This window comes from uncultured Kushneria sp. (assembly GCF_947497025.1).
Lineage (GTDB): Bacteria > Pseudomonadota > Gammaproteobacteria > Pseudomonadales > Halomonadaceae > Kushneria.
In genome coordinates this window covers 307546-314818 of sequence record NZ_CANMFC010000005.1, presented here as the reverse complement: position 1 = coordinate 314818, position 7273 = coordinate 307546, and the positions used below count along the sequence as shown (strand labels likewise).

6 protein-coding genes are annotated in these 7273 nt (G+C 57.4%); 2 read left to right on the top strand and 4 right to left on the bottom strand.

Annotation, left to right across the window (positions count from 1 at the left end; all coding sequences use genetic code 11):
* Positions 1-92 precede the first annotated feature (92 nt).
* Entirely contained in the window at positions 93-1043 is a 951-nt protein-coding gene (gene pssA / locus Q0931_RS11735; protein ID WP_299260499.1) for a CDP-diacylglycerol--serine O-phosphatidyltransferase, read from the bottom strand.
* A 72-nt stretch (positions 1044-1115) separates the two neighbouring features.
* Between pssA and Q0931_RS11730 the strand changes: the two genes are divergently transcribed.
* A complete protein-coding gene (locus Q0931_RS11730) occupies positions 1116-1640 on the top strand; it encodes an MOSC domain-containing protein (RefSeq protein ID WP_299260497.1) in 525 nt (174 codons plus the stop codon).
* A gap of 91 nt (positions 1641-1731) precedes the next feature.
* Here Q0931_RS11730 and ilvC read toward each other — a convergent pair whose 3' ends face one another.
* From ilvC to Q0931_RS11715, 3 genes are all read right to left on the bottom strand, one after another.
* Positions 1732-2748, bottom strand: a complete 1017-nt coding sequence (gene ilvC, locus Q0931_RS11725; RefSeq protein ID WP_299260495.1) for a ketol-acid reductoisomerase — start codon at positions 2746-2748, stop codon at positions 1732-1734.
* An 85-nt stretch (positions 2749-2833) separates the two neighbouring features.
* Positions 2834-3325: an acetolactate synthase small subunit gene (gene ilvN, locus Q0931_RS11720; RefSeq protein ID WP_086621987.1), complete on the bottom strand. Its 492-nt coding sequence runs from the start codon at positions 3323-3325 to the stop codon at positions 2834-2836.
* Positions 3325-5046: an acetolactate synthase 3 large subunit gene (locus Q0931_RS11715; protein WP_299260491.1), complete on the bottom strand. Its 1722-nt coding sequence runs from the start codon at positions 5044-5046 to the stop codon at positions 3325-3327. The genes ilvN and Q0931_RS11715 overlap by 1 nt, the downstream gene beginning before the upstream one ends.
* Positions 5047-5647: 601 nt before the next feature.
* Between Q0931_RS11715 and treF the strand changes: the two genes are divergently transcribed.
* Positions 5648-7264 carry an alpha,alpha-trehalase TreF gene (gene treF, locus Q0931_RS11710; protein ID WP_299260489.1) on the top strand — a complete coding sequence of 539 codons (1617 nt, stop codon included), beginning with the start codon at positions 5648-5650 and terminating at the stop codon, positions 7262-7264.
* Positions 7265-7273 lie beyond the last annotated feature (9 nt).

Genomic DNA, 7273 nt, shown 5'->3' with positions numbered 1-7273 from the left:
CCCGCCGCCTCGTCGCCGTGTGCTCCGTGGCAGCGGATGCGTACTTTATAGATCACCCCGGGATCGCGCAACCCCTTGTTCCAAAAAAGAGGCTACTTTCTTTCATCGGGTTTTTCGGATGTTTCTGGAGCACCTGCCGCTTCTGGCTCATCAGGACTCACTGATGTTGCAGGCGTGCCAGCCTCATTGGTTTCCATGTGTTCTTCTGCGGTTTCGCCGCCACTATTAATGGGTTTTGCATGGCCGGTACGCCGCATGATGGCCAGTATCGGACCAGAGGCTGCATAGCTGCCAAACAGCAGTAACAGCATGATGGCCGGCTCCAGCGAGATCAAAACAAAGGCAAGCACAATGGCGAGAAGGAATACAAAAGGGACCGGGCTTTTGAAGTCCACTTCCTTGAAGCTGTAATAGCGGATGTTACTCACCATTAGAATACCAACCGCTGCCACAATAATGGCCATGAGTACCTTGAAGCCGAAAGCCGTGGCCTCAAAGCTGTGAAAGGTCCAGACAAACCCTGCCACGACGGCGGCTGCCGACGGGCTGGGCAGCCCGATGAACCACTTCTTGTCGGTACTACCGATCTGAACATTGAAGCGCGCCAGACGCAGTGCCGCACCAGCGACATAAACAAAGGCCGCTATCCAGCCGAGATTGCCAATATCCTGAAGGATCCAGGCAAAGGCCACGATCGCAGGAGCCACACCAAAGGAAAGCATGTCGGCGAGGCTATCGTACTCTTCACCAAAGGCACTCTGCGTATTGGTCATGCGAGCGACTCGCCCATCGAAGCCGTCAAGCACCATGGAGACAAAGATGGCGATAGCCGCCGACCCGAAATTGCCATTGAGGGCAGCCACCACGGAAAAAAAGCCCGAAAACAGCGCAGCAGTGGTAAAGAGATTGGGCAACAGATAAATACCGCGCCGGCGTATGCGCTCACCGTTTTGCACGATGTCTTCAACCACTTCCGTATCATCCTTGAACTCGGAAAAGGGATCGCGGGGCGGTCGATTGTTCGGTGGAGGCGTCTGCGTCATGACAATGATGTCCTTTGAAAAGATACGACCATCAAAGCATAGAAGATGACCAGGTGTTAACACGGAGAGGAAATGGAAAGTTTAAGAAGCCTTATGACGCACTTCCCCTACCCCGGCCGCCTGGAATGGTTGAGTCGCCGCCCCAGGCGTCATGGTGATGTCGATATCATGAATACGCTTACCCTGATCGAGGGTCGGGGCATTGAGGGGGATCATTACAGCGCCCGAGGCGGCAAGCGCGAAGTCACGCTTTTTCAGGCCGAGCATTTACCGGTCATTGCTGCCTTTTGCGGCATGGCGGCTCTGCCCCCGGAGCAGCTCAGGCGTAACCTGGTGGTATCCGGACTCAACCTGCTGGCCTGCCGACAGCAGCAACTGGCCATTGGTGACGACGTGATCCTTGAGATCACCGGGCTGTGCGCGCCCTGCAGTCGCATGGAAAGGACCCTGGGTCCGGGCGGCTATAACGCTCTGCGCGGCCATGGCGGCATGACCGCCCGCATTGTGCGAGGCGGCATCATTTATCATGGCGACTGCGTCACGGTCATGCCCGTTGCCACCGAGACAGTACAGGGTCAGCTTTTCCAGCCGTCCTGAGTATTGCACCTCAAGTGACAGGCATAAAAAAACGGATGCGATATCGCATCCGTTTTCTCGAAGTTTTTAAATCTTTCGAGTGTCCTTCAAATCAGTTTTTCGACTTGTCGACCATCTTGTTGGCCGCAATCCAGGGCATCATGCCACGCAGCCTGGTGCCGACTTCCTCGATCTGGTGCTCGGCACCGCGGCGGCGCTTGGCCTTGAGGGTCGGGAAGCCGGCCTGGTGATCCAGAATGAAGTCCTTGGCAAAGGTCCCTTCCTGAATATCCTTGAGCACCTGACGCATGGCGTTTTTGGTCTCTTCCGTCACGATTTTCGGACCTGTGACGTAATCACCATATTCAGCCGTATTGGAGATCGAGTAACGCATGTCGGCCATTCCGCCTTCATACATCAGGTCGACGATCAGCTTGAGCTCGTGCAGACACTCGAAATAGGCCATTTCCGGAGCGTAACCTGCTTCCACCAGCGTTTCAAAGCCGGCCTGTACCAGCGCCGTGGCACCGCCGCAGAGAACAGCCTGCTCACCGAACAGGTCGGTCTCGGTCTCTTCCTGAAAGGTGGTGTGGATAATACCGGCACGACCGCCGCCGTTGGCGCTGGCGTAGGACAGGGCCAGCTCACGTGCCTTGCCGGACCTGTCCTGATAGACCGCAATCAGACTCGGCACACCGCCGCCCTGGGTGTAGGTCTGGCGAACGGTATGACCGGGCGCCTTGGGCGCGATCATGATGACGTCCAGATCTTCGCGCGGCTCGATCTGCTGATAATGCACGTTGAAACCATGTGCAAAGGCCAGTGCAGCGCCTTCCTTCAGGTTGGGCTCGACGTCGCGATAGTAGATCTGCTTCTGGTGTTCATCGGGCGCCAGAAACATGACGATATCCGCACCGGAAACCGCATCGGCCACTTCAGCGACCTTCAGGCCCGACCCTTCTGCCTTCTGCCAGGAACCGGAACCCTTGCGCAGCGCAACGGTGACATCAACGCCGGACTCCTTGAGGTTATTGGCGTGGGCATGGCCCTGCGAGCCGTATCCCAGGATGGTGACCTTCTTGCCCTGGATGAGAGAGAGATCGCAATCCTTGTCGTAATAAACCTGCATTACCTTCACCTTTTAATGGACGGCAGCGCCATCGGTTGACATAAACGCTATCGGTTAACCTAAACGTTGTGCAAAAACTTCGGCGTCAGATGCTCAGCACCTTGTCACCACGTGCAATTCCGGACACACCGGTACGCGCCACTTCCAGCACTCCCAGAGGCGTCACGGCCTGCAGGAAGGCATCCATCTTGTTGGCGTCGCCGGTAATCTGCACGGTATAGACGCTTGGCGTCACATCCACGATCTGGGCCCGGAAGATGTCCGCCGTGCGCTTGACCTCATCACGCGCGCTCCCCTGTGCCTTGACCTTGACCAGCATCAGTTCGCGCTCGATATGCGCCCCTTCGGTCAGATCCACCAGCTTGACCACATCGATCAGACGATTGAGGTGTTTGGTGATCTGCTCGATGATGCGCTCATCGCCATTGGTGGTCACCGTCAGACGCGACAGCGTCGGGTCATCGGTCGGGGCCACGTTGAGCGTTTCGATATTGAAGTTGCGCTGGGAAAAGAGCCCGATCACGCGTGACAGGGCGCCCGGCTCGTTTTCAAGCAGCATCGATATGATATGGCGCATCAGGTTCGCTCCGTCTTCGACAGCAGCATGTCACACATGGCCCCCTGCGGAACCTGCATCGGATAGACGTGCTCGCGCGGGTCGACATGAATATCGAGAAACACCAGCTCATCCCTTGAGCGAAACGCCTCTTCCAGCGCCGGCTCAAGCTCTTCGGCTGTTCTGACCGTAATGGCCTTGAAGCCATAGGCCTCGATCAGTTTTTCAAAATCAGGCAGTGACTCCATATAGGAGTGGGCGTGGCGGGACTTGTAATTCAAATCCTGCCACTGACGCACCATCCCCAGCGAGGCATTGTTGAGATTGACGATCTTGACCGGAATGCCGAACTGCTTACAGGTCGACAGCTCCTGCATCATCATCTGAAAGCTGCCCTCTCCCGTGAACAATACGACATGCTCATCGGGATAGTTGAGCTTGATGCCCATGGCCGCCGGCAGCCCAAAGCCCATCGTCCCCAGCCCGCTTGACGAGATCCAGCGATTGGGCTGATTGAACTTGTAATACTGGGCGGCAAACATCTGATGCTGACCGACATCGGTCACGACGTAGGCATCACCGTGCGTGACACGATGCACGGCCTCGACCACCTGCTGGGGCTTGAGGGGCTCACCGGCAGCGGCCGGCTCATAGAGCTTGCCGCGACGTTCGTCACGCCAGGCGTTGATCGTCTCCCACCATTCGTCCAGCGGCTCCTGTGCCTCTGTCCGCTGACCGATCTGGTTGAGCATCTCGTTGAGCACGTTATCGGCCGCCCCGACAATGGGCACATCGGCCTGCACGGTCTTGGAAATGGAGCTGGGGTCAACGTCAATGTGCACGATGCGGGCATCGGGACAGAATCGAGTGACGTTGTTGGTCACGCGATCATCGAAGCGCACGCCGACACCCAGTACCAGATCACTGTTGTGCATGGCCATGTTGGACTCATAGGAGCCATGCATGCCCGGCCAGCCCAGCGACTGAGGATCGTTTTGCGGGAAGGCACCCAGCCCCATCAGGGAGGTGATCACGGGAAGATTGAGCCGATGCGCCAGCGCCGTCAGTGCCTCGGAGGCACGGCCGGTAATGACCCCGCCACCGGCAAAGATCACGGGACGCCGGGCGCTCATGATCAGCTCGACCGCCTTGCGAATCTGACCGGTATGGCCACGCGATACGGGATTGTATGACCGCAGCTTGACCTTGCGAGGATAGACGTATTCGTAGCGCTCTGTCGGCGCGGTCATGTCCTTGGGGATGTCGACCACAACCGGACCCGGACGACCGGAAGAGGCGATATAAAAGGCCTTTTTGAGTACGGTCGGTATATCAGAAGGGTGACGGATCGAAAAACTGTGCTTCACGATTGGACGCGTGACCCCGACAATGTCGGTTTCCTGAAAGGCATCCTCGCCAATCAGGTGGCTGGCCACCTGACCACACAGCACGACCATCGGTATGGAATCCATATAGGCTGTGGCAATCCCCGTGACCGCGTTGGTCGCCCCGGGGCCCGAGGTGACCAGCACCACGCCGGGTTTACCCGAGGCACGGGCATAGCCGTCGGCCATATGGGTGGCCGCCTGTTCATGGCGAACAAGAATATGTTTGACATCATCCTGGCGAAACAGCGCATCATAGATGTGTAGCGCAGCACCGCCGGGGTAGCCGTAGATATATTCAACGCCCTCATCCTTGAGGAAGCGGGCGAGCATATCGGCTCCGGAAAGCAATTCCACGTTTGAGTTCCCCTATAAGGTCTCGAGTGCGTTCACGATGCCATGCGCATCGGCGTTCGAGGACGGCTCTGCCGCCTGCCGCGGCCCGGGGCCAGCGACACCTGATGCTGCAGCCTGATGATCGGTTGCAACGAGGACCTGCTCAATCTCATGTCGGGTCGACATATAGGGGCGTTGATCAGGCAGGGGGTTGGCCCGCCTGTTCAGGTCCTTGGGCAGGCAGGCAGTCGCCGCGCAACTGTCCTCCATGACTCCGGGGATCGCCCGAAGAATTCATGCCTGCAATCAGGAACCTTCAAGACTCTATCAGTGATGCCCCGGTGTCAACTGATGGATGCGCATTTATAGCGCTCAGGTCTCGAATAGGGGCTACATATTGCACGATATCAGTGCATGGAAGCACAACAGTTTTGATCAGTGTCTGCCGTTATGCTGTGTACCAGGGAAACGACATCGTGATGAACTATCCTGCGTTAACACCGGTCATCATAAAGGGGCGTATTGCGTACCGCAGGCGCCTCTAAACTGTCAGGACAGGGCCACTTTCAACCTGCCAGCAACGACCGGGCAGAAACGTCATTTATTGTTTCAGGAATTTGCCATGACCATGACCGCTGCCGCATTGACACCTTCGATGCCGGACACGCCGGAAGTTGCTGAACTTCCGCCATTGCCTGAGCACCTCTGGGGCAGATTGTTCCACGATGTGCAGAGTCGCGGTCTGTTCGATGACAGCAAGACCTTTGTGGACATGATTCCGACCAAACCGGTCGAGGAGATCATGGCTGACTATGCCAGGCTCCGAGAGCGCTACTCGGATTGCGGTGATGCCCCATGTGTCAGTAACAAGGTCCTGCGCGAATTTGTGGAAGCGCGCTTTGAACGCATCGAAACCCAGGCCAACGTTGAACCGCCCGAGCGCCAGAGCAACATACGCGATCATATTGACGCGCTCTGGAACGTGCTGACTCGACAGCCGCGGCCCCGGTACAACCCCAACTCGTCGCGCCTGCCACTGCCCCACGCCTACGTGGTTCCCGGCGGTCGCTTTAACGAGATTTATTACTGGGACAGCTACTTCACGATGCTGGGTCTCCGTGAAAGTGGCCGCATTGATCTAATGCGTGACATGGTCAACAACGCCGCTTTTTTGATAAATGCCTACGGCCACGTGCCCAACGGCAACCGTACCTATTATCTGTCACGCTCTCAGCCGCCGTTTTTTTGCGGCATGGTCGGTCAACTTGCCCAGTACGACGGTGAAGGGGTATATGAGCACTATCTGCCCCAGATGGAGCGTGAATATACCTACTGGATGGATGGGGTCGAAGCACTACACCACGGCGAAGCCTACCGTCGCTGCGTCAAGCTTTCCGAAGGCACGCTGCTCAATCGTCATTGGGACGATCTGAACACGCCACGAGAAGAGTCCTTTCGTGAGGACATGGAAACGGCCTGTCATTCAACGCGCGATCATATCGAGGTATGGCGCAACATCCGTGCCGGCGCGGAAAGCGGCTGGGACTTCAGCTCACGCTGGCTGAGTGATCCCCATGACCTGGCCACCATTCGCACCGTGGATATTTTGCCGCTGGATCTTAATTGTTTGCTGTATCACATGGAGTCCCTGCTGGCCGCCACGCATCGCCGGATTGGACACTACCAGCGCGCCGACCTGTTTCAGAGCGCAGCCAATTCACGCCTCGATGCACTGCGTCGGCTGTTCTGGTCAGCGGAAGAAAAGCGTTTCGGAGACTATCTCTGGCATGAAAACGAGCTGACCGACAGCGTCAGTGCCGCCATCGTCTTTACGCTGTACTTCGGTGTGGCTACCGAGGAACAGGCTGCCCATGTGGCAGATACCATCGAGCAGCAACTGCTCCAGCCCGGCGGCCTGGTGGCCTCCACCATCGACACCGAACAGCAGTGGGATGCCCCCAACGGCTGGGCACCGCTTCAGTGGATGGCGATCAAGGGGCTCAAGCGCTACGGTCATGATCGCCTGGCAGACACCATCGCCAAACGCTGGATGCATAACAACTTCTACCGCTTCGAGAAGGATCACAAACTGCTGGAGAAGTACAACGTCATGGATATCAATGGCGCCCCGGATGGCGGTGAATACCCGGCACAGGATGGCTTTGGCTGGACCAACGGCGTGCTGCGTGCCCTGCTGGCCCTCTACCCTGAGGCCACGTTCGAGAACACGGCACCCTGATCACGCTGT

What these genes read in the sequence shown, in the direction of transcription:
- pssA (WP_299260499.1), bottom strand. Translation starts at nt 1,043, where the DNA reads ATGACGCAGACGCCTCCACCGAACAATCGACCGCCCCGCGATCCCTTT.
- Q0931_RS11730 (WP_299260497.1), top strand. Translation starts at nt 1,116, where the DNA reads ATGGAAAGTTTAAGAAGCCTTATGACGCACTTCCCCTACCCCGGCCGC.
- ilvC (WP_299260495.1), bottom strand. Translation starts at nt 2,748, where the DNA reads ATGCAGGTTTATTACGACAAGGATTGCGATCTCTCTCTCATCCAGGGC.
- ilvN (WP_086621987.1), bottom strand. Translation starts at nt 3,325, where the DNA reads ATGCGCCATATCATATCGATGCTGCTTGAAAACGAGCCGGGCGCCCTG.
- treF (WP_299260489.1), top strand. Translation starts at nt 5,648, where the DNA reads ATGACCATGACCGCTGCCGCATTGACACCTTCGATGCCGGACACGCCG.